Genomic DNA, 19,590 nt, shown 5'->3' on the forward strand with positions numbered 1-19,590 from the left:
TCACTTCCCTACAAGGAGTCCCGCGTGCAGGACGACCACGACGACACCGACACCCCAGGCTGGGACGCGATCAATGCGGCGCTGGCGCCGCTGTATGCCGGCCAGGAGCCGCGTCACTTCGGCACCGCGCTTCCGTACACGCTCGGTGGCCAGGATCCACTGGATGGCATCAGCGTGTACTGGGCGGATGCGCCGGTACCGCACTGGCATTACATCACCTACGGCTTCTCCGAGCTGTACGCCAAGGAGAGCAGTGATGCAGATGCCAGCGGTTATGGCTTCGAGCTGACCTTCCGTCTGGCTGCCGAGGCCGGTGAGAACGCCGGCAGCACCCCGCCGGTGTGGCCGATGAACCTGCTGCAGAACCTGGCGCGCTACGTGTTCGGCAGTGGCAACGTGTTCGAGGATGGCCATCACCTCAACGCCAACGGTCCGATCGCGCTGGAGACCGGCACGCGGCTGTGCCATCTGGCCTTCATTGCGGACCCGCAGTTGCCGGCGCGGGACACGGCCAACGGCCATCTGCAGTTCCTGCAGCTGGTCGGATTGACCGATGAGGAGATGGAGGCGGTCAAGCGCTGGTCGACGCGTGGCGTGCTGCAGGCGCTGCTGCCGGCGATGCCGCTGTGGATCAGCGATCTGCATCGCGGCAACCTGCTGGAGGACCCGGCGCTGGCACAGCGGGTGCAGGCCGGCAGCGAACGCGAGGGTTCCAGCACCGGCATGCTGTTCATCGAGACCCTGGACTGGCGGCAGGAGGCGGGCGTCACCACGCTGGTGCTCGGCGCCGGTCAGGTCGCCAGCGTGTGCGAACTGTTGCCGCTGCGCCTGCGCCACGGCAAATCGCTGGAACTGGCCAGCCGCGAGCGGCAGTGGGAGTTCATCGCGCACGGGGGCGGTGAAGCGGCGGACGTATCCGCCGACAGCGCGCGCTGGTCACTGGACGAGGCGGGCCTGCAGGCCCTGGCAGGGGTGCGCGCCGAGCGCGGGGTTTACCCGGTGGCGGGGGCGCTGCGCATCGAAGTGGTGCCGACCTACCTGCGCGATGCCAAGGGGGAAGTGATCCGCCAGATCGGCTGATCGCGCGAATGATATCGAGGGGTCGGAGCCGCCTGCTGCGCAGGCGGATCCGACCCCGTCTGGTGGCCGGTGGGGTCAGATCCGTCCGCCACGCGAACGGCTCTGACCCCTGACCAAGGTCAGGCCAGGCCTTCGGCCTTCAGCGCGGCCTGCACGCCGGCATCGGCATCCATGCGTGCCTTGTAGGCGGCCAGATTGTCCAGGCCCGACAGGTCGACCTTGGTGCCGGCGGCCCAGCGCAGGGTGATGTAGAAGTACGGGTCGGCGAAGCTGCGGAAGCCGGCCAGCCAGGGCTTGTCGGCCAGCTGCCTGTCGGCGGTCTCGAACAGGCCACGCAGGCGCTTGTGCGCGGCGGCGCGGATCGCGTCGTACTGGCCTTCGTCGGCAATGAACTTGCCCGGCGCGAACAGCGGCGAGAAGGCCGGGTGCACGTCGGAATTGACGAACGCCAGCCAGCGGGTGGCTTCGGCGCGCTGGCGCGGGCTGCCGTCACCGCCGAGGCCGGCCTGCGGGAAGCTGTCGGCGATGTAGCCCATGATCGCGGCGTTCTGCAGCAGCACGAAGTCGCCGTCGACCAGCGCGGGCACCGCACCGGCCGGATTGATCTTGAGGAATTCCGGACCCTTCAGGGTGTCCTTGTTCAGCAGTTCAACCTCGAACGGCTGGCCGGTCCACTGCAGGGCGATGTGGTCGGCGGTGGAACAGGCACCGGGCTTGCTGTACAGCTTCATGGGAACTCCAGGTGATGCGGGCGGGAAACGCCCACTATCCCAGAGCCTGCCGGCAGGCGGCAACGCTGCCGCCGGCACGGATCGTTACGACTGCCGCGGCTTGAGGTTCTGCACCTTATAGAAGGTGTGATCGCCGATGGTGGCCACCTGGTAGGCATTGCGCCAGTTCGGGCTGGCGATGGACAGCGCGGCGAAGTGGCTGGCACCGGGCACGATCTCGCGGCGCTCGCCGGCCGGCAGCGCCCAGTTGCGCTCGGCGTCGAAGGCCACGTTCATTGCCTCGCTCCAGGCCGCGTCGTTGCCCAACTGGGTGCCGGGGGAGACGATGGTCGGTGCGAACTGCTTGCGCGCGGTGACCACCTGGCACATCGAGTCGCCCCACAGGCCACTGTCGAGACGGCGCAGTGCGACCTCGGCGACGGCCTGCTGGCCGCGCAGGGTCTGGTCGCGGGCTTCCAGGTAAACGGTGGTGCTCAAACACAGTGAATCAGCGGCCGGCTGCGGCAACAACTGCGACAGCCAGAGAATCCAGGCCAGTTTCATATAACTCCTTGCTCCGTATGGGCCGCACCCTCCGGTTCCGGCCGCAGGGCGACAGGAGGCGGGGTACGACTTGGCGTCATGGGGAGGCGGCCATCGGGGCCGCCCCGTTGGGCAGCCCCAAAAGAAACGACCAGTACCGATCGTGGGGCTGCGCCGGCTCACCGGAAACTGGCTGGTGAGCGGAAAGATGGCGCAAGGTAGGGGGGCGTAGCCGAACGCATCGTGAACCGCTCGGCTTGACATTCAGGTTCAATGAGGGTGACGGAAATCACATTCCGCCCCCCATTCAGGCGCTCATCAGAGCCCGGCGGCAACCCGGCTGCCCTGGTCGATGGCGCGCTTGGCGTCGAGTTCTGCGGCCACGTCGGCACCGCCGATCAGCTGCGCGTTGATGCCGGCCGCCTGCAGTTCGGCCTGCAGCGCGCGGTTGGGTTCCTGCCCGGCGCAGATCACCACATGGTCGACCGGCAGCAGCTGTTCGCTGCCGTCCACGCGGATGCGCAGGCCCGCGTCGTCCACGCCGAGGTACTCGACGCCACCGAGCATGCGCACGCCCTTGGCCTTCAGCGTGGCGCGATGGATCCAGCCGGTGGTCTTGCCCAGGCGCGCGCCGGGCTTGCCCGGGCTGCGCTGCAGCAGCCACAGCCGTCGCGGCGAGGTTTCAACCTCCGGCCTGGCCAGTGAGCCGCGGGCCTCGAAGGTGCTGTCCACGCCCCATTCGGCCATCCAGCGCTGCGGGTCGAGGGAGGGGGACTCGCCGGCGTGGCTGAGGAATTCGCCGACATCGAAGCCGATGCCGCCGGCGCCGATGATCGCCGCACTGGCGCCCACTTCGACCCGGCCCAGCAGCACGTCCAGGTAGCTGACCACCCTGGCGTGGTCGGCACCGGGGAAATCGACCTTGCGCGGGGTGATGCCGGTGGCCAGCACCACCTCGTCGAAGCCGGTCAGCTGGGCGGCATCGGCGCGGGTGCCGAGGCGCAGCTGCACACCGGTTTCGGCCAGTTTGTGGCGGAAGTAGCGCAGGGTCTCGTGGAACTCTTCCTTGCCGGGGATGCGCTTGGCCACGTTGAACTGGCCGCCGATCTCATCATTGGCGTCGAACAGGGTGACCTGGTGGCCACGCTGGGCAGCGACGGTGGCACAGGCCAGGCCGGCGGGGCCGGCACCGACCACCGCAACCTTCTTCGGCGCAGCGGTGGGGCGATAGACCAGCTCGGTCTCGTGCGCGGCGCGCGGATTGACCAGGCAGCTGGCCAGCTTGTTCTCGAACACGTGGTCCAGGCAGGCCTGGTTGCAGGCGATGCAGGTGTTGATCGCCTCCGCGCGGCCGGCACGGGCCTTGTTCGGCCACTGCGGGTCGGCCAGCAGCGGGCGTGCCAGCGACACCATGTCGGCGCCGCCAGCGGCGAGGATGCGCTCGGCGACGTCGGGCATGTTGATGCGGTTGGTCGCCACCAGCGGCACCTTCACATGCGGCTTGAGCTTGGCGGTGACCCCGGCGAAAGCAGCACGCGGCACCGAGGTGGCGATGGTCGGAATGCGCGCTTCGTGCCAGCCGATGCCGGAATTGATGATCGTTGCGCCGGCCGCCTCGATGGCCTGCGCCTGCTGCACGATTTCTTCCCAGCTGCTGCCGTCGTCGACCAGATCCACCAGCGACAGGCGATAGATGATGATGAAGTCCGGGCCGCAGGCCTCGCGGATGCGGCGTACGATCTCGACCGCGAAGCGCATGCGTTGGCGCGCGTCGCCGCCCCAGGCATCGGTGCGCTTGTTGGTGCGCGGGGCGATGAATTCGTTGATGAGGTAGCCCTCCGAACCCATCACTTCCACGCCGTCGTAGCCGGCCTCGCGGGCCAGCTTGGCGCTGCGTGCGTAATCGGCGATATGCCGGTCGACGCCGCTGGCCGACAACGCGCGCGGGGTGAACGGGTTGATCGGTGCCTTCAGCTTCGACGGTGCCACCGACAACGGGTGATAGGCGTAACGGCCTGCATGCAGCAGCTGCAGGCAGATCTTCGCGCCGTGCTGGTGCGCGGCGGCGGTGAGCTGGCGGTGCGGCCGCACTTCCCAGGGCCAGGACAGCTTGCCGCCGAACGGCTTCAGCCAGCCGACCACATTCGGTGCGAAGCCGCCGGTGACGATCAGGCCGACGCCGCCCTCGGCGCGCTCGGCGAAGTAGGCCGCCAGCCGCGGGAAGTCGCGGGCGCGATCCTCCAGGCCGGTGTGCATCGAGCCCATCAATACGCGGTTGCGCAGTTGGGTGAAGCCCAGGTCCAGCGGGGCGAACAGATGGGGATAGGCGCTTTCGTTGGCTGGCGACATGGTCGATACGCTTGCGTACGGAAGCGCGAAGCGTGCCGCGAAACGGCGGCCGGGGCAAGGGCCGCTGGCCGGGTACGCTCGGCACATGCGTGCTGTCGCTCCCGCGTTTCGCTGCGCGAATCGCGGGCCCCACTTACCGGCCTCCACCCCCCGCGCCTGCGGCGCTGCCCCCGAACTCCGGGGGCGGTAGTGCCGGCCGCTGGCCGGGTACGCTCGGCACATGCGTGCTGTCGCTCCCGCGTTTCGCTGCGCGAATCGCGGGCCCCACTTACCGGCCTCCACCCCCCCGCGCCTGCGGCGCTGCCCCCGAACTCCGGGGGCGGTAGTGCCGGCCGCTGGCCGGCATTCGGGGCAGCTCAGGGTGATTGCGGCTGCCGGGCAGCGGCGGGTACGACCGGGGGGCGGCCGATCCCGAACCAGCCCAGCGTGACGCCGCACAGCGGGCCGATCAGCAGGGCGAAGGCGAGGGTGCCGAGGCCGACATTGCCGCCCAGCCACCAGCCCAGCAGCAATACGCTGCCTTCGATCAGGCTGCGCACCTTCCAGATCGGCCAACCGGTGCGGGCATGCAGGCCAGTCATCAAGCCATCGCGCGGTCCCGGGCCGAGGCGGGCGCCGATGTACAGGCCGGTGGCCAGCGCGACCAGCAGCATGCCTGCACAGAACATCGCCAGCTGCCAGCCCACGCCGATGGCCGGTGGCAGCAGCCACAACCCGAACTGTGCGGAGGGACCGATCAGCATCACGTTGAGCACCGTGCCGACGCCCGGCTTCTGGCGCAGTGGCCACCACAGCAACAGCACCAGTGCGCCGATGACATTGGTCGCCAGCCCGAAGGACAGCGGCGTCTGTGCGGCGATGCCCTGCGACAGCACGTCCCAGGGCGCCACGCCGATGGCGGCACGGATCATCAGCGAGGCACCGAAGCCATACAGGAACAGGCCGGTGATCAGTTGCAGCAGGCGCAGGGGCAGGGCGGTAGGCATGGTGGGCTCGGGGGAGAGGATATCTGTTTCCACCGTATCCCTGATTTCCTTGAGGCCATAGATACAGATCCCAGCCAATCCGCTGGTACAGGCAGCGCCGATCCTGCATGCGGGCGGTTGTGCAGGGCCGCGCCCGTGCTCTGCTGGTGGCGGCAGGCGTAGCAGCCTGGCGTGGGCTCGGCCTACATCACGGCGTCAGTCGTCCCAGCCCACCAGCGCCAGCTTGCCCACCGTGTGCCCGCTGGCCAGGCGCTGATGCGCGATGTCCAGGTTGGCCGCATTGATCGTGCCCAGCGTTTCACTGAGCGTGCCACGCAGCTGGCCGGCATCGATCATGCTGGCGGCGCGGCTGAGGATGCGATGCTGTTCGATGCAGTCGGCGGTGGCGAAGCGCGAGCGCGCGAACATGAACTCCCAATGGATGCCGATGCATTTGGCCTTGTACGGATCGCCGATGCGCAGTGCGCCACGCGGCTCCACGATCAGGCCGACATGGCCCTGTGGTGCCAGCAGCTGGCCCAGTTCGTCCCAGTAGTGATCGGTGTCGGCCAGGTTGAGCGCCACCTGCACTGCGTCGATGCCCAGTGCCTGCAGCTGGGGCTGCAGCGGCTGCCGATGGTCGATCACATGCGTGGCCCCCATCTGCCGGCACCAGTCGATCGAGGCCTCGCGCGAGGCGGTGGCGATCACCTCGAAGCCGGCATGGCGGGCCAGCTGGATCGCCATCGAGCCCACGCCTCCCGCACCGCCGATCACCAGCAGGTGCTGGCCGCCATGGCGGCGATCATCCAGATGCAGCGGCATGCGCTGGAACAACAGCTCCCAGGCGGTCAGCGTGGTCAGGGGTAGTGCGGCGGCTTCGGCGAAATCGAGCGTGGTCGGCTTGCGGGCGACCAGGCGCTCGTCCACCCACTGGTACTGGGCGTTGCAGCCCGGCCGGGTAACGTCACCGGCGAAGTAGACCTCGTCACCAGAGGCGAACAGGCTGGCCTCGTCACCGATGGCTTCGACCACACCGGCGGCGTCCCAGCCGAGCACCCGGGGAACCTCAAGGGTGGCCGGATCGGTAGCGGCCCGCTGCTTGCCATCGACGGGGTTGACCGATACCGCTTCGATCCGCACCAGCAGATCGCGGCCGCGAGGAGGCAGCGGCGGCGGCAGCAGGACATCACGCAGGGCAGGTGCGTATTCACGACTCAGGGCGACGGCTTTCATCACGGCTCCGGCTGGGTTCGTGATCCCATCATAAGGTTCCTCACGTTTCCGCAAACCTGCTGAACCGTGCGATGCAATGTGCTGCGCAGTATGTCGGTTTTCGCGCTTAAACCCCGTCAAACCCTTGCAGCGTGTGGGTCTTGCGGATTTTCATCATCCTGTATAGGGTTTCAACGTCGGACCGGTCGACGGTCGGGCGCAACACTTCACATGTTACGGGACTGTTAACATGGCCTTCACCCGCCTGAGCATAATGTTCGCGGCGGTGGCGTGCTGAATCGGCTGTCGTACATCGACGCACTAGTGCTGGCCCATGCCTCTACCGGTTTCATACCCCCGAAATAGGAGCTGTACTCAATGAACAAGAAGATCCTTACTGCCGCGCTGCTGGGCGGCCTGGCTTTCGCCCAGGCAGCTTCGGCGCAGGAGTTCGATGACCGCTGGTACCTGACCGGTTCGGCCGGCTTCAACTTCCAGGACAGCGACCGTCTGACCAATGACGCTCCGTTCGTGACCCTGGGCCTGGGTAAGTTCATCAGCCCGAACTGGTCGCTGGACGGTGAACTGAACTACCAGAACCCGAACTTCGACAGCAACCAGGACCTGAACTGGTCGCAGTACGGCGTCTCGCTGGACCTGCGTCGCCACTTCATCAAGGAAGGCCGCGGCTGGAACCCGTACATCGTCGGTGGCCTGGGCTACCAGAAGTCGGAAGAAGAGTACGCTGCAATCGACAACAACGGTCCGCGCCAGCGTAAGGACGGCAACGTTGCCGCCAAGCTGGGCGTCGGCCTGCAGACCACCTTCGAGAAGCGTGTTGCTGTCCGCGCCGAAGTGGCCTACCGCGCTGACTTCGACGACCAGAGCATCGCCGCCAAGGACGAGAGCTGGTTCGGCGACGTGCTGGCTTCGGTCGGCGTCGTGATCCCGCTGGGCCCGGCTCCGGTCGCGGCTGCTCCGGCTCCGGCTCCGGTTGCCCCGAGCTGCGCCGACCTGGATGACGACGGTGACGGCGTCAACAACTGCGACGACAAGTGCCCGAACTCGCAGCCGGGTCAGACCATCGGTCCGGACGGTTGCCCGGTTCCGGTCTCCATCGACCTGAAGGGCGTCAACTTCGACTTCGACAAGTCGAACCTGCGTCCGGACGCCGTGGCGATCCTGAGCGAAGCCACCGAGATCCTGAAGCGTTACCCGGATCTGCGCGTTGAAGTTGCCGGTCACACCGACTCGAAGGGTACCGACGCTTACAACCAGAAGCTGTCGGAGCGTCGCGCCACCGCCGTGTACAACTACCTGACCAAGAACGGCGTCGACGCCGGTCGCCTGGTCGGCCCGATCGGCTACGGCGAGAGCCGTCCGATTGCTCCGAACACCAACCCGGATGGTTCGGACAACCCGGAAGGTCGCGCCAAGAACCGTCGTACCGAGCTGAACGTCCAGAACTAAGTTCTGACGCTCTGCCAGTAGGACACAGCAGGACCCGGCTTCGGCCGGGTCTTGTTGTTTCTGCGGTCCGGAACCCGGCGTTTCAGGCGCGGGAGTAACCGTTCGTCGGGATTTTGCCCATAAAACCAATGAGTTGCCGTATTCATTGAAAGTGGCGCTTGAAAGCTGTCGCGGCATTGCTAAACTCGCCGCGTCACTTCCTTTCCTGGATGCCCTTCATGCTGCGCTCTGCATCGGCCGCCTTCCTGGCGCTGGCCCTGGTTCCCGCCGCCCACGCTGCGGTCGATTGCTCGGTCAACACCAGCGCCTCGCCGCTGCCGTTGCCGGCCACGACCATCGCGCCGGTGGCCGACGAGCTCTACATCCGTGGCAACCAGCTGGGCATGCCGGCCGGCGTGCTGAGCAGCAACTACGATCCGTCGCAGTCGCTGGACCAGGTGCTGCAGCGCCTGCGCATCGATGGGTGCCAGAACATCGCCAAGGCCATTCCGAGCGCACCGGCGGTGAAGCCGAACGATCCGGCGGCCTACAAGCCGCAGACCGAATTCGACAACACGCCCTGGCGCTTCGACATGAGCCAGAACGGCAAGCGCATGACCGCCGAAGAGTTCGACGCCTGGATGAAGGCGCGTGGCGTGCGTGTGGTCAAGGCGCGTCCGGCTCCGGCCGCCACTCCGGCTGCGGCCGAAGCACCGGCTGAGACCAAGCCGGTCGACAAGAAGTAAGCGCGGCGGGGAGCAGAGGCTTGCGCACGCGCCGCCCACCTGCTGCCCCCGCTGCCCGCTCCCACGCACCGCGTGGGCGTGCGGTTCCGGATGTCTCCAATGGCGTGCGCCATGGCCTGGCGCGCGTGCTGTCCAAGGCCGGCGTGTGCTCACGCAGCGAGGCCGCGCGCTGGATTGCCGAGGGCCGCGTGCGCGTGTCCGGCCGCATCATCCGTGATCCCGAGTTCCCGATTGCCAGTCCGCACCCGCCGATCGAAGTCGATGGCCGGCCGATGGATGCGCCGCAGCGCCTGTACCTGGTGCTCAACAAGCCGCGCGGCGTGGTGACCACGGCGCAGGACGAGCGTGGTCGCGACACGGTGTATCGCTGCTTCGATGGTGCCGGCCTGCCGTGGATCGCGCCGGTCGGGCGCCTGGACAAGGCCAGCGAAGGACTGTTGTTGTTCAGCAACGATCCGCAGTGGGCGGCGCGCCTGACCGATCCGGAGACCGGCCCGCAGAAGACCTATCACGTGCAGGTGGATCGTCTTCCCAATGAGGACACCCTGGCCGCGCTGCGCGCCGGTGTCGAGGACGAGGGCGAGTTCCTCGTCGCCCAGGCCGTGCGCGTACTGCGCAGTGGCGACAAGACCGCATGGCTGGAGGTGGTCCTCGACGAGGGACGCAACCGCCATATCCGCCGCCTGTTGGCGGCCTTCGACCTGCAGGTGCTGCGCCTGGTCCGGGTCGCGATCGGTGGGCTGCTGCTCGGCGATCTCGGCAAGGGGCAATGGCGGGTGCTGGAGGTCAGCGACCAGCAGCGGCTGGGGGCCGCTGCACCGGGCTGATCATCGCCCGCGGCCGGCAGTCGCCGGCCACCGTTCCAGGCGTAGGGGGCGCCTGGTTGCTGAATTTCCCGAACGGAGCCTGCCCATGTACCACCCGACCCTCAACCAAACCCTGCGCTGCGCAGGCCTGCTGCTGCCGATGGTGCTGCTGGCCGCCTGTGGCGGCCACAAGAAGGTGGCCAAGGCGGAAACGCCTGCCGAGACCCCGGTGGTGGAAGTGAAGACCCCGGAGCTGGATGGTCGCGGCAGTTACCGCTTCCTGATGAGCAACGGCGACAAGAAGATGACCGCCGATGAGTTCGATGCCTGGATGAAGGCCAACGGCATCCGCGTTGCCAAGGGCAACGGCCAGGACGCCGCCGCCAAGCCGGTAGTGGTGGCCAGCAAGGAAGAGCCGAAGGGCAAGAAGAAAAAGAAGTGATGCCGGGAAGGTGCCGACCTCGGTCGGCACGCCCTCAAGCTCTGGTAGGTGCCGACCTTGGTCGGCACGCTTTGACCGCTGGGATCAACTCTTGATCACGCCCAGCTCGACGCCAATGCGGGTGAACGCATCGATCGCGCGGTCCAGGTGCTCGCGGCTGTGCGCAGCGCTGATCTGGGTGCGGATGCGCGCCTGGCCCTTGGGCACCACCGGGAAGAAGAAGCCGATCGCGTAGATGCCTTCTTCCAGCAGGCGCTCGGCGAACTTCTGCGCCAGCGGCGCGTCGTACAGCATCACCGGGCTGATCGGGTGCACGCCCGGCTTCACGTCGAAACCGGCGGCGACCATCTTTTCGCGGAAGTAGCGGGTGTTCTCCACCAGGGTGTCGCGCAGGTCGTCAGCGGCGGCCAGCATCTCGAACGCCTTGATGCCGGCGGCCACCACATGCGGCGGCAGCGAGTTGGAGAACAGGTACGGCCGCGAACGCTGGCGCAGCAGCTCGATCACCTCGGCGCTGGCGCAGGTGAAGCCGCCCAGTGCGCCGCCCATGGCCTTGCCCAGGGTGCCGGTGATGATGTCGATCTTCTCCAGCACGCCCTTCACTTCGGCAGAGCCGCGGCCGGTGGCACCGAGGAAGCCGGTGGCGTGGCATTCGTCGATGTGCACCAGCGCGTTGTACTTCTTCGCCAGCGCGGTGATCTCGTCCAGCGGGGCAATGAAGCCGTCCATCGAGAACACGCCGTCGGTGGTGATCAGCTTGGTCTTGCAGCCGGCGGCATCGGCGGCCTGCAGCTGGGCTTCCAGGTCGGCCATGTCGCAGTTGGCGTAGCGGAAGCGCTTGGCCTTGCACAGGCGCACGCCGTCGATGATCGAGGCGTGGTTCAGTGCATCGGAAATGATCGCGTCGTTCTCACCGAGCAGCGGTTCGAACAGGCCGCCGTTGGCGTCGAAACAGGCCGCGTACAGAATGGTGTCCTGCTTGCCGAAGAAGTCGGCGATCTGCTTCTCCAGCTGCTTGTGCAGGTCTTGGGTACCGCAGATGAAGCGCACCGAGGCCATGCCGAAGCCGTGGGTATCCAGCGCATCCTTGGCGGCCTGGATCAGGTCCGGATGGTCGGCCAGGCCCAGGTAGTTGTTGGCACAGAAGTTCAGCACCTTGCGGCCATCCTCGAGGGTGATCTCGGCCGACTGCGGGCTGGTGATGATCCGCTCGGACTTGAACAGGCCCTGGGCGCGGATGGCGTCCAGTTCCTCGGCGTAGTGGCGGGTCAGGGCGGAGGAGGCGTCGGTCATGGCGTGGGCACGGCTCTGAACGGGGAAACCGTTGATTCTACCGGGCTACGACGGCCTTCGACCGGGCCGGGCAGGGCACCGCCACGGGTGGCACATGTTGCATCGCAATAGCAAACGGGTTAAAAATTCGTGAACTGCGCCTGTCTGGCGCCGGTTGCCCGCTCCCCCTTCCCGCCCCCGCCACCCTCGGAGACGCCCATGAAGCACGCCCGTGCCTGCCTCGCCATTGCCGCTGCCCTGACCCTGGCCGCCCCGTTCGCCGCCAGCGCCCAGGAAAACGAATCGCCGTACAGCTGGAACGTCACCGCTGTTTCCGATTACCTGTTCCGTGGTGTGTCGCAGACCGACGAGGATCCGACCCTGCAGGCCGGTTTCACCTACACCAGCCCGGTTGGCCTGTACGCAGGCGTGTGGGGCTCGGGCGTGGATTTTGGTGCGGGTGACCCGAAGACCGAGGTCGACTACCTGATCGGCTACGGCGTGGACGTCACCGAGCGCGTCAACTTCGACGTGCTGCTGAACCGCTACACCTACCTGAAGTCCAGCCACCAGAACTACAACGAGCTGATCACCACCACCACGCTGGATGACACCTACAAGCTGACGGTGGCCTACACCAACGATGTCTGGAACAGCAGCACCGATGGCTGGTACTTCGGCCTGGGCGGCAGCTGGGGCCTGCCGAAGGACTTCACCCTGAATGCCAACGTCGGTCGCAGCACCTTCGAGGACGGCATCGCCAAGGACTACACCGACTGGAACGTCGGCGTCGCGCGCCAGTTCGGCCTGTTCAACGTCGGCCTGGGCTACTACGGCACCGACGGCAACGGCCGTGACAATTCCGGCAAGCTGGCCCACAGCCGGGTGATGCTGAGCGTCGCCGTCGGCAAGTAACGCCGAAGGCGTTACGGGTAGTGCCGGCCGCTGGCCGGCAACACCAAAGAAAAAGGCGCCCATCGGGCGCCTTTTTCAATTTCAAGGTGTGCCGAGCAAGCTCGGCACCCACCCATCGCGCACGGCGAAGGGTCAATTCCAGCTCAAAACAACCTTGCCGGCCTTGCCTTCTTCCATCAGGTCGAAGCCCTTCTGGAACTCGTCGATCGGCAGCTGGTGGGTCATCACCTTGCCGAGCGGGAAGCCGGACAGCACCAGCTGGGTCATCTTGTACCAGGTCTCGTACATCTTGCGGCCGTAGATGCCCTGCACGGTCAGGCCCTTGAAGATGATCTTGTCCCAGTCGCAGCCGGCGCCCTTGGGCATGATGCCGAGCATGGCGATCTTGCCGCCGTGGTACATGCAGTCGAGCATGTCGTTGAACGCGCGCGGGTTGCCGCTCATTTCCAGGCCCACGTCGAAGCCCTCCATGTGCAGCTCCTTCATCACGTCCTTCAGCGACTGGTTGGCGACGTTGACCACGCGGGTGGCGCCCATGTCGGCGGCCAGCTTCAGGCGGAAGTCGTTGACGTCGGTCACCACCACGTTGCGCGCACCGATGTGCTTGCAGATGCCGGCGGCGATGATGCCGATCGGACCGGCGCCGGTGATCAGCACGTCTTCGCCGATCACGTCGAATTCCAGCGCGCAGTGTGCGGCATTGCCGTACGGGTCGAAGAACGCGGCCAGTTCCGACGGGATCTGGTCCGGAATCGGCCACAGGTTGCTGGCCGGCATCACCATGTATTCGGCGAAGGCGCCGTTGACGTTGACGCCGATGCCGACGGTGTTCGGGCACAGGTGCGGGCGGCCGCCACGGCAGTTGCGGCAATGGCCACAGACGATGTGACCTTCGGCCGAGACGCGCTGGCCGATCTCATAGCCGGTCACCGCCGAGCCGAGCGCGGCAATGCGGCCGACGAACTCATGGCCGATGGTCAGGCCCGGCTTGATGGTGCGCTGGCTCCACTCGTCCCACAGGTAGATGTGCAGGTCGGTGCCGCAGATCGCGGTCTTTTCCAGCTTGATCAGGACCTCGTTCGGGCCCGGGGTCGGAACCGGAACTTCTTCCAGCCAGATGCCCTTGGCCGCTTCGCGCTTGACCAGGGCCTTCATCGTTTGCTGCGCCATCGGGGTGGAACTCATCAGGGGGAAAGCGCGGATTATAGGGTGCCGCGCGGATTTCCCATGTTGCGCTGCGGGTGCAATGGCGGAACGAAAGGCGTGCGCCGACGGGCGTTTCGAACGTGCTGCAAACAGCAGCGCCTCCTTGATTCCTGGGGAGGGCGCGCGGTCACCCTGGCCGGGACACGCAAAAGCCCATCCATGGTGCTCGACGGCGCCTTGCTCGTGCGCGCTATCCTGCGCACACGGCAAGACCGGGGTTGGGCGTCCTGCCCAACCCGCCAGTCGCATGCGCCCGGCCCATGGCGCCAACGGTCCCGGCCAGGGTGACCACGCCCCCTCTGGACGATTCCATGTGCGCGGCCGATGTGCGCATGGCAGAGCAAGAAGTAGGCCCATGACTTCCGGGGTTCGGGCCGGGGCAGGGCGGCGGGCTACAATCGAGGGTTCCACTACCAGGGGCTGCTCCATGCGCTCGAACCTGCTTGCATTCTCCATCGTCGCCAGCCTCGGGCTGGCCCAGGTCGCCCATGCCGCTGAAGGCATGTGGGTGCCGCAGCAGCTGCCGGAAATCGCCGGTCCGTTGCAGAAGGCCGGCCTGAAGCTGTCCCCGGAGCAGCTGTCCAACCTCACCGGCGACCCGATGGGCGCGGTCGTCGCCCTCGGCGGCTGCACCGCCAGCTTCGTGTCGCCGCAGGGCCTGGTGGTCACCAACCACCACTGCGCCTACGGTGCGATCCAGCTGAATTCGACCGCCGAGAAGAACCTGATCAAGGACGGCTTCAACGCGCCGAAGCACAGCGATGAACTGAGCGCCGGCCCGAACGCCCGCGTCTACGTGCTCGACCAGATCACCGACGTCACCGCCCAGGCCAAGGCCGCCATTGCCGCCGCCGGCAACGACCCGCTGGCCCGCAGCCGTGCGCTGGACGCCTTCGACAAGGCCCAGGTCGCCGCGTGTGAAGCCGAGGACGGCTTCCGCTGCCGCCTGTACACCTTCTCCGGCGGCAACACCTACCGACTGTTCCGCAACATGGAAATCAAGGACGTGCGCCTGGTCTACGCGCCCCCGGGCAGCGTCGGCAAGTACGGCGGCGACGTCGACAACTGGATGTGGCCGCGCCACACCGGCGACTTCTCGTTCTACCGCGCCTACGTCGGCAAGGACGGCAAGCCGGCCGCATTCTCGGCCGACAACGTGCCGTACCAGCCCAAGCACTTCCTGAAGTTCACCGACCAGCCGCTGGGCGCCGGTGACTTCGTGATGGTGGCAGGCTATCCGGGCCGCACCAACCGCTACGCGCTGGCCGGTGAGTTCAACGAAACCGCCAGCTGGACCTACCCGACCATCGCCAGGCACTACAACGCAGTGTTGAAGATGATCGATGAGGCGGGCAAGGCCGACGCCGACGTCAAGGTGAAGTACGCCGCCACCGCGGCCAGCATGAACAACGTGGCCAAGAACTACGCCGGCCAGCTGGAAGGCTTCAAGCGCATCGACGCTGCTGGCCAGAAGCAGGCTGAAGAAGCCGCCGTGCTGGCCTGGCTGAAGAAGCAGGGCGCCGCCGGCAAGCCGGCCTTGGCAGCGCACGCGCAGCTGGTCAAGCACCTGGATACCAGCAAGGCGACCCGCGAGCGCGATCTGTTCGTCGGCCAGTTCAACAACACCTCGGCGGTCAACGCCGCCATCGGCCTGTACCGCCTGTCGATCGAGCGCACCAAGCCGGACGCCGAGCGCGAGGTCGGCTACCAGCAGCGCGACCTGCCGACCCTGGAAGGCGGCCTGAAGCAGATGGATCGCCGCTATGTGGCGAAGATGGACCAGCAGCTGCAGACCTACTGGCTGGACCAGTACGTCGCCCTGCCGGCCGCGCAGCGCAACAACGACGTGCTGAACACCTGGCTGGGCGGCAGCGATGCCAGCGCGGTCAAGGCACTGGTGAGCAAGCTGTCGGGCACTGAGCTGGGCAGCCTGGATGCACGCCTGAAGTGGTTCAAGGCCGACCGCGCCGCGTTCGAAGCCAGCACCGATCCGGCCATCCAGTACGCGGTGGCGATCATGCCGTCGCTGCTGAAGCAGGAAGAGCAGAAGAAGATCCGCGAAGGCGAGTCGCTGACCGCACGTCCGCTGTACCTGCAGGCACTGGCTGACTACAAGAAGAGCCAGGGCGAGTTCGTGTACCCGGATGCCAACCTGTCGCTGCGCATCACTTTCGGCAACGTGATGGGCTATGAGCCCAGGGACGGCGTGGCCTACACCCCGTTCACCACGCTGGAGGGCATCGTCGCCAAGGACACCGGCGTCGATCCGTTCGATGCGCCCAAGGCCCTGCTCGACGCGGTCAAGGCCAAGCGCTACGGCGGCCTGGAAGACAAGCGCGTGGGCTCGGTGCCGGTGAACTTCCTGTCCAACCTGGACATCACCGGTGGCAACTCGGGTTCGCCGGTGCTGGACGCCAACGGCAAGCTGGTCGGCCTGGCCTTCGACGGCAACTGGGAATCGGTCAGCTCCAACTGGGTGTTCGACCCGGTGATGACCCGCATGATCGCGGTCGACAGCCGCTACATGCAGTGGATCATGCAGGAAGTGGCGCCGGCGCCGGCGCTGCTGAAGGAACTGAACCTGGCGAAATAAACCCGTTGCGGTAGTGCCGGCCGCTGGCCGGCAACCCCGACCAGATAGCCGGAGTTTCCAAAACCCCGCGATCCACGTCGCGGGGTTTTTTCATGCCCGGCACGGCCCGGTGCGCCGAACGGGTATCATCCCTGTTCCGCGTACTTCACAGGATGTGAACGAAACGCGGAAACCTCCTCCCCCCAGGACCCCTTGCACGCATGCGCATCCTGCTTGCCCGCCACGGCGAAACGCCGTGGAACGCCGAAGGCCGCTACCAGGGCCAGATCGACATCCCGCTTTCGCCGATCGGTGAAGCCCAGGCCCAGGCCCTGGGCGCCCGCCTGGCCTCGGTGGACATCACCCGTGCCGTCGCCTCGCCGCTGTCGCGCGCGCAGCGCACCGCGCAGCTGGCACTCGGTGCCGCCCGTGCCGACATGTTGCTGACCGAGCCGGAGCTGCAGGAAATCGCCCACGGCGAGTGGGAAGGCCTGCTGGCCAGCGAAATCAACGAAAAGGACCCGTCGCGCCTGAAGGCGTGGCGCGAGGAGCCGGACACCGTGCTGATGCCCGGCGGTGAATCGCTGCGCCTGGTGCTGGAGCGCAGTTGGCGGGGCCTGGCCCGCGCCACCGAAGGCCTCGGCGAGCACGACACCCTGCTGGTGGTCGCCCATGACGCGGTCAACCGCGTGATCCTGTGCAGGGTGCTGGGCCTGCCGATCTCCCGCCTGTGGACCTTCCGCCAGGCGCCGACCACGCTCAACCTGCTCGAAGGCGCCGACCTGGACAGCCTGGAAGTGGTGCGCCTGAACGACTGTGCCCACCACACGCCGTTCTTTGGCGAAGCCAAGCACCGCGCACTCTGATCCATCCCCTCGCATCAACTGCTTCTGCTGGAACCGCTGCCGTGACGAACACCCCGACCACCCTGGCCGACTGGCTGGACTACATTGAACGCCAGCACCCGGCGACCATCGACATGGGCCTGGAGCGCGTGCGCGCCGTGGCCACGGCGATGGGCCTGGGGGCGCCGGCCCAGCGCACCATCGTGGTCGGTGGCACCAACGGCAAGGGCTCCACCGTGGCCTTCATCGAAGCCATCGCGCGTGCTGCCGGCTGGAAGGTCGGCGCGTACACCTCGCCGCACCTGCTGCGCTACAACGAGCGCGTGCGCATCGACGGCCACGATGTGGAGGATGCGGCGCTGGTCGCCGCCTTCAACACCATCGAGGCCGCGCGTGGCGATATCACGCTGACCTATTTCGAGTACGGCACGCTGGCCGCGCTGCAGCTGTTCGCCGACGCCGGGCTGGACCTGGCGGTGCTGGAAGTGGGCCTGGGCGGTCGCCTGGATGCGGTCAACATCGTCGACGCTGACGTGGCGGTGATCACCACCGTGGACATCGACCATGCCGAATGGCTGGGCGGGGACCGCGAAGCGATCGGCACCGAGAAGGCCGGCATCATCCGTGGCTGGAAGCCGGTGATCCTGGGCGAGACCGACCCGCCGTCGAGCGTGCTCGCACGTGCCTACCTGGTCGGCGCCAACGCGATCCGCGGCGGCAGCGATTATTTCTACGAACCAATCGATGCCCAGCGCTGGCGCTGGCGCGATGTCGGCCTGCGCATGGAACTGCCGACCCCGGCGATGGCCGGCCCGATCCAGCTGGCCAACGCGGGTGCCGCCATCGCTGCGCTGCGCGCGCTGGACAAGCCGGTGCCGCGTGCGGCGTGGGCTGCTGGTGTCGCGGCGGCGCGCATCTCTGGCCGCCTGCAGGCGTTCGAGCGTGACGGCGTGCAGGTCCGTGTCGATGTCGGGCACAACCCGCAGGCGGCGGGCCAGCTGGCGCGCGCGCTGAAGGCCGAAGCGTCGGCCGGGCGCACCCTGGCGGTGTACGCCGCGCTGCAGGACAAGGACGCGGCGGGCGTTGTGCAGGCGCTGCAGGACGTGGTCGGCGAGTGGACCCTGGCCGGACTGGACGGCCCGCGCGGGCAGAGTGCTGCCCAGTTGCAGGCCCGCCTGGCCGGTACGGCGGCGGCCAAGGCCCAGCGCGCTGATACTGTCGAGCAGGCGCTGGCACAGGTACTGGCCCAGGCCGGGCGCGGTGACCGCGTACTGGTGTTCGGCTCCTTCCATACCGCCGCTGCCGCGCTGCAATGGTTGCAGGGCGCCGCCTGATCCGCGTTCAGCCAACGCCGACGCCGTCCGGTCCGGCACCCGTATAATCGACCGCAACCTCCGGACAGTTGCCGCCTCACGTGGATACGCCTCTGAAACAGCGTCTGATTGGTGCCATCGTGCTGGTGGCGCTGGCCGTGATTTTCCTGCCGATGCTGGTCAAGGGACCGGCGCCGGACAGCGGTGTGGCCTCGGTGCCGATCGCCGCGCCGGACGCACCGGCCGATGGCCAGTTCGAAACCCGTGAGCTGCCGCTGGTTGCTCCGGCCGGTGGAGCCACCGGCCTGCAGACCGGGCAGGCCAAGCCGCTGCAGGAGACGGCCGCGCCGGCTACGCCGCCGACCGTGGACACGTCTCCGGCGGTTGCCGCCGGCAACTTCGCCGTCACGTTTGGCGCCTACGGCAGCAAGGCCGACGCCGATGCGGTGATCGCCTACCTGCAGCGCTCGCAGCTGCCAGGCTTCGCCGAAACCACCACCATCAGCGGGCGCCAGGCGTGGCGTGTGCGTGTCGGGCCGTATGCCGACCGTGCCCAGGCCGAAGCCGCGCGCCTGCAGGCGGTCAAGATCCGCGCCGATGTGAAGGCAGAAGTCATCACCCTGGATGCGGCGGCAGGCAGCAGTGCGGCGGTTGCCACCACGCCGGCGCCGACCACCAGCACCCCGGCCGCGGCCACCACGCCGTCGGCCACCAGCAACCCGGTGCGCAGCGAAAGCCTGCCGCCAAGCACGCCGACGGCGACCACCAAACCAGAGCCGCCCAAGCCGGCACCGAAGCCCGAGGCTCCGAAGCCGGACGCCAAGCCCGAGCCGAAGCCGGAGGCCGCCGCCAACAAGCCGGCGCCTGCCACGCCGACAGCACCGGCAGCCAGTGGCGTCGGCTTCGCCGTGCAGTTGGGCGCGTTCGGCCAGGCCAACGATGCCAACGCGCTGCGCGACAAGGTCCGCGCCGCCGGCTTCAGTGCTTTCGTCGAGCAGGTACGCACTGAAAAGGGCACGCTGCATCGCGTCCGCGTCGGACCGGTGGCCAACCGCGCTGACGCCGAGCAGCTGAAGGCGCAGGTCGCCGCCAAGGTCGGCGTGGCCGGCATGGTCCGACCGCACCCATGATCCACGCGCAGGCCCGTTGCCAGCGCCGCCGA

General features: G+C 67.5%; 17 protein-coding genes. 10 read left to right on the forward strand and 7 right to left on the reverse strand.

Annotated elements, in window-relative coordinates; translation table 11 throughout:
• Positions 1-24: 24 nt before the first annotated feature.
• Positions 25-1,080 carry a suppressor of fused domain protein gene (locus VG566_RS03040; RefSeq protein WP_241884056.1) on the forward strand — a complete coding sequence of 352 codons (1,056 nt, stop codon included), beginning with the start codon at positions 25-27 and terminating at the stop codon, positions 1,078-1,080.
• Between the two features lie 119 nt (positions 1,081-1,199).
• On the opposite strand, the gene VG566_RS03045 is transcribed toward VG566_RS03040, so the two are convergent.
• The 5 genes from VG566_RS03045 to VG566_RS03065 form a co-directional block, all read right to left on the reverse strand.
• Positions 1,200-1,811: a glutathione S-transferase N-terminal domain-containing protein gene (locus VG566_RS03045; protein WP_014646068.1), complete on the reverse strand. Its 612-nt coding sequence runs from the start codon at positions 1,809-1,811 to the stop codon at positions 1,200-1,202.
• An 84-nt stretch (positions 1,812-1,895) separates the two neighbouring features.
• Positions 1,896-2,354 (reverse strand): cell wall hydrolase, encoded by a 459-nt coding sequence (locus tag VG566_RS03050; RefSeq protein ID WP_004154513.1) that lies wholly within the window; start codon positions 2,352-2,354, stop codon positions 1,896-1,898.
• A 297-nt stretch (positions 2,355-2,651) separates the two neighbouring features.
• Complete coding sequence (locus tag VG566_RS03055) at positions 2,652-4,682, reverse strand: FAD-dependent oxidoreductase (protein ID WP_049440287.1); 2,031 nt, start codon at positions 4,680-4,682, stop codon at positions 2,652-2,654.
• Between the two features lie 356 nt (positions 4,683-5,038).
• Positions 5,039-5,668 carry a YczE/YyaS/YitT family protein gene (locus VG566_RS03060; RefSeq protein WP_014646070.1) on the reverse strand — a complete coding sequence of 210 codons (630 nt, stop codon included), beginning with the start codon at positions 5,666-5,668 and terminating at the stop codon, positions 5,039-5,041.
• Positions 5,669-5,863: 195 nt separating this feature from the next.
• Complete coding sequence (locus VG566_RS03065; RefSeq protein ID WP_032955885.1) at positions 5,864-6,883, reverse strand: zinc-binding alcohol dehydrogenase family protein; 1,020 nt, start codon at positions 6,881-6,883, stop codon at positions 5,864-5,866.
• A gap of 357 nt (positions 6,884-7,240) precedes the next feature.
• Between VG566_RS03065 and VG566_RS03070 the strand changes: the two genes are divergently transcribed.
• The 4 genes from VG566_RS03070 (at position 7,241) to VG566_RS03085 (ending at position 10,305) form a co-directional block, all read left to right on the forward strand.
• Positions 7,241-8,332 carry an OmpA family protein gene (locus VG566_RS03070; RefSeq protein ID WP_014646072.1) on the forward strand — a complete coding sequence of 364 codons (1,092 nt, stop codon included), beginning with the start codon at positions 7,241-7,243 and terminating at the stop codon, positions 8,330-8,332.
• Positions 8,333-8,550: 218 nt separating this feature from the next.
• Positions 8,551-9,057 carry a hypothetical protein gene (locus VG566_RS03075; protein ID WP_014646073.1) on the forward strand — a complete coding sequence of 169 codons (507 nt, stop codon included), beginning with the start codon at positions 8,551-8,553 and terminating at the stop codon, positions 9,055-9,057.
• 20 nt (positions 9,058-9,077) lie between these two features.
• Positions 9,078-9,884, forward strand: coding sequence for a pseudouridine synthase (locus VG566_RS03080; protein ID WP_277877622.1), 807 nt, complete (start codon positions 9,078-9,080; stop codon positions 9,882-9,884).
• An 85-nt stretch (positions 9,885-9,969) separates the two neighbouring features.
• Entirely contained in the window at positions 9,970-10,305 is a 336-nt protein-coding gene (locus tag VG566_RS03085) for a hypothetical protein (protein ID WP_005415439.1), read from the forward strand.
• 84 nt (positions 10,306-10,389) lie between these two features.
• Here VG566_RS03085 and kbl read toward each other — a convergent pair whose 3' ends face one another.
• Positions 10,390-11,598: a glycine C-acetyltransferase gene (gene kbl / locus VG566_RS03090; protein ID WP_197557503.1), complete on the reverse strand. Its 1,209-nt coding sequence runs from the start codon at positions 11,596-11,598 to the stop codon at positions 10,390-10,392.
• Between the two features lie 198 nt (positions 11,599-11,796).
• Between kbl and VG566_RS03095 the strand changes: the two genes are divergently transcribed.
• Positions 11,797-12,492, forward strand: a complete 696-nt coding sequence (locus VG566_RS03095) for a TorF family putative porin (protein ID WP_005412357.1) — start codon at positions 11,797-11,799, stop codon at positions 12,490-12,492.
• Positions 12,493-12,624: 132 nt separating this feature from the next.
• Here VG566_RS03095 and tdh read toward each other — a convergent pair whose 3' ends face one another.
• The gene (gene tdh / locus VG566_RS03100) at positions 12,625-13,647 is read right to left on the reverse strand and encodes an L-threonine 3-dehydrogenase (RefSeq protein ID WP_032955954.1); all 1,023 of its coding nucleotides are present in this window, start codon (positions 13,645-13,647) and stop codon (positions 12,625-12,627) included.
• A 478-nt stretch (positions 13,648-14,125) separates the two neighbouring features.
• On the opposite strand from tdh, the gene VG566_RS03105 reads away from it, so the two are divergent.
• The 4 genes from VG566_RS03105 to VG566_RS03120 all read left to right on the forward strand — a co-directional run bounded on the left by VG566_RS03105 (position 14,126) and on the right by VG566_RS03120 (position 19,558).
• Positions 14,126-16,291 (forward strand): S46 family peptidase, encoded by a 2,166-nt coding sequence (locus tag VG566_RS03105; protein ID WP_046429104.1) that lies wholly within the window; start codon positions 14,126-14,128, stop codon positions 16,289-16,291.
• Positions 16,292-16,491: 200 nt separating this feature from the next.
• Positions 16,492-17,136, forward strand: a complete 645-nt coding sequence (locus tag VG566_RS03110; RefSeq protein WP_049440278.1) for a histidine phosphatase family protein — start codon at positions 16,492-16,494, stop codon at positions 17,134-17,136.
• A 41-nt stretch (positions 17,137-17,177) separates the two neighbouring features.
• On the forward strand, positions 17,178-18,449 hold the full coding sequence (gene folC, locus VG566_RS03115; protein WP_241884057.1) for a bifunctional tetrahydrofolate synthase/dihydrofolate synthase: 1,272 nt from the start codon (positions 17,178-17,180) through the stop codon (positions 18,447-18,449).
• Between the two features lie 80 nt (positions 18,450-18,529).
• Complete coding sequence (locus VG566_RS03120) at positions 18,530-19,558, forward strand: SPOR domain-containing protein (protein ID WP_197557505.1); 1,029 nt, start codon at positions 18,530-18,532, stop codon at positions 19,556-19,558.
• Positions 19,559-19,590 lie beyond the last annotated feature (32 nt).

It is taken from the genome of Stenotrophomonas sp. CASM114, from assembly GCF_049384325.1.
Lineage (GTDB): Bacteria > Pseudomonadota > Gammaproteobacteria > Xanthomonadales > Xanthomonadaceae > Stenotrophomonas > Stenotrophomonas muris.